The 2472-nt window shown below is 73.0% G+C and carries 3 protein-coding genes; all 3 read left to right on the forward strand.

What is annotated here, in order from left to right:
- The coding region (locus tag H5J30_RS27120) for an SDR family NAD(P)-dependent oxidoreductase (RefSeq protein WP_181789952.1) at positions 1-589 on the forward strand (589 nt) is incomplete at its 5' end.
- Entirely contained in the window at positions 586-1695 is a 1110-nt protein-coding gene (locus tag H5J30_RS27125) for a threonine aldolase family protein (protein ID WP_181789953.1), read from the forward strand. The genes H5J30_RS27120 and H5J30_RS27125, both read left to right, overlap by 4 nt.
- Positions 1696-1722: 27 nt before the next feature.
- Positions 1723-2298, forward strand: a complete 576-nt coding sequence (locus tag H5J30_RS27130) for a transglutaminase-like domain-containing protein (RefSeq protein WP_181789954.1) — start codon at positions 1723-1725, stop codon at positions 2296-2298.
- Positions 2299-2472 lie beyond the last annotated feature (174 nt).

A 2472-nucleotide genomic window follows, 5' to 3' on the forward strand; every position in this document is an offset into this window, starting at 1 on the left:
CGGCGCGATCGCCGTCACCGGCGACACGGTCGACCTGCTCGACCTGCACGCCGCCCGCGCCTGGGCGGAGCGCATCGAGAAGGACTACGGCCGCGTCGACGGCCTGATCCACCTCGTCGGCGGCTGGCGCGGCTCGCGCTCCTTCGCCACCACCGACCTGGCCGACTGGACGGTGCTGCACGACCTGCTCCTGCGTACCGTGCAGCACACCTCCCTCGCCTTCGACGAGCCGCTGCGCCGCAGCGACCGCGGCCGCTACGTCCTGGTCAGCGCCGCCGGCGCCAGCCAGCCCACCGCGGGCAACGCCGCGTACGCCGCCGCCAAGGCCGGTGCCGAGGCGTGGACGCTGGCCATGGCCGACGGCTTCCGCAAGGCCGGCGAGGCCGAAGGGCTGGACCGGCCCGCCGCGGCGGCCGTGATCCTGGTGGTCAAGGCACTGGTGAACGACGCGATGCGCGAGGCCAAGCCGAACGCGAAGTTCGCGGGCTTCACCGACGTGGCCGACCTTGCCGACAACATCGCGGAGGTCTGGGACCGGCCCGCGCAAGAACTGAACGGGACCCGCCTGTGGCTCACCGCCCAGCCATGACCACGACCGCACCGGCCGGGGGAGACCCCGCAGGACAGCCGCGGCGCACGGACGCCAAGCGCCGCCACGACCCGGCGGTGCGCGGCTTCGCCAGCGACAACTACGCCGGCGCGCACCCGGAGATCCTCGCCGCGCTCGCCCTCGCCAACGGCGGCCACCAGGTCAGCTACGGCGAGGACGACTACACCGCGCACCTCCAGCACGTCTTCCGCGGCCACTTCGGCATGGACGCCGAGGTCTACCCGGTCTTCAACGGGACCGGCGCCAACGTCGTCGCGCTCCAGGCCCTCACCGACCGCTGGGGCGCGGTGATCTGCGCGGACACCGCGCACATCCACGTCGACGAGTGCGGTGCCCCCGAACGCGTCGGCGGGCTGAAGCTGCTGACCGTACCGACGCCGGACGGCAAGCTCACCCCCGAGCTGATCGACCGCGAGGCGCGCGGCTGGGACGACGAGCACCGCGCCATGCCGCAGGTCGTCTCGATCACCCAGGCCACCGAGTACGGCACGGTCTACACCCCGGACGAGATCCGCGCGATCTGCGACCACGCGCACCGCCGCGGCATGCGCGTCCACCTCGACGGCGCCCGGATAGCCAACGCGGCGGCGACGCTGGACGTGCCGATGCGCGCGTTCACCAACGTCGCCGGCGTCGACATCCTCTCCTTCGGCGGCACGAAGAACGGCATGCTCCTCGGCGAAGCCGTCGTCGTCCTCGACCCCGGCGCCGTACGCGCGATGAAGCACCTGCGCAAGCTGTCGATGCAGCTCGCCTCCAAGATGCGCTTCGTCTCGGCCCAGTTCGAGGCGCTGCTCGCCAAGGACCTGTGGCTGCGCAACGCCCGCCACGCCAACGCGATGGCCCGCCGCCTCGCCGACGGCGTACGCGACGTGGACGGCGTCGAGGTGCTGCACCCCGTGCAGGCCAACGGCGTCTTCGCCCGGCTGCCGCACGATGTGTCCCTGGCGCTGCAGAAGGACTTCCGCTTCTACTTCTGGGACGAGGCGGACGGAGTGGTGCGCTGGATGTGCTCCTTCGACACCACGGAGGAGGACGTCGACACCTTCATCTCCGCGGTCGCGGAGGAAATGCGGAGGACGTAACCGCCGCATGCCTATACGCTCCTCCGCATGGAACTCCAGCAGGAGCGGCCCGACCTGTCCGCGTACCTCGCCGCCGACGCGGTCGTCGACCACGAGCACCCGCTCGTGGCCGGGACCGCGTACCGGCTGCGCGAGGTCGCGGTGGAGCCGGAGGCGTACGCCAAGGGGGCCTACGAGTTCGTGCGGGACACAATCCCGCACTCCAACGACGCCGGGGACCTGCGCGTCACCTGCCGCGCCTCGGACGTGCTGAAGGCCCGCACCGGCATCTGCTACGCCAAGGCGCACGCCCTCGTCGCCCTGCTGCGCGCCCAAGGCATCCCGGCCGGCTTCTGCTACCAGCACCTCGGCGTGCTGCACGGCCTGGTCGCGCTGCGGCTGCCGGGGCGCGACTGGATCCGAGTGGACCCCCGCGGCAACAAGCCGGGCGTCGACGCGCAGTTCCGCCTCGACGGCGAACAACTGGCCTTCGTCCCCGACCCGTCCGCCGGCGAGCACGACGACCCGCTGGTCCGCGCGGAGCCCCACCCGGCTACCCTCGAAGCGCTCCGCGCGGCCAGCGACCGCCGCCACCTGGACCGCATCCTCCCCACCACCCTGTGACCCCCGGCCCCCCGACCCCCAAAGAAACCCGGCGCCCCCCAAACCCCCAAACCCCGCACACCCCCACACAACCCCACACACCCGCCCAAGGGTAGGCCGCCCCACTGACAGCGACGGCCGCCGCGCCGCCCCTCCGGCACCGGACCGCCGCCCCGCCCCCGCCCCCACCCGCAC

The organism is Streptomyces phytophilus, assembly GCF_013870535.1.
GTDB lineage: Bacteria > Actinomycetota > Actinomycetes > Streptomycetales > Streptomycetaceae > Streptomyces > Streptomyces phytophilus.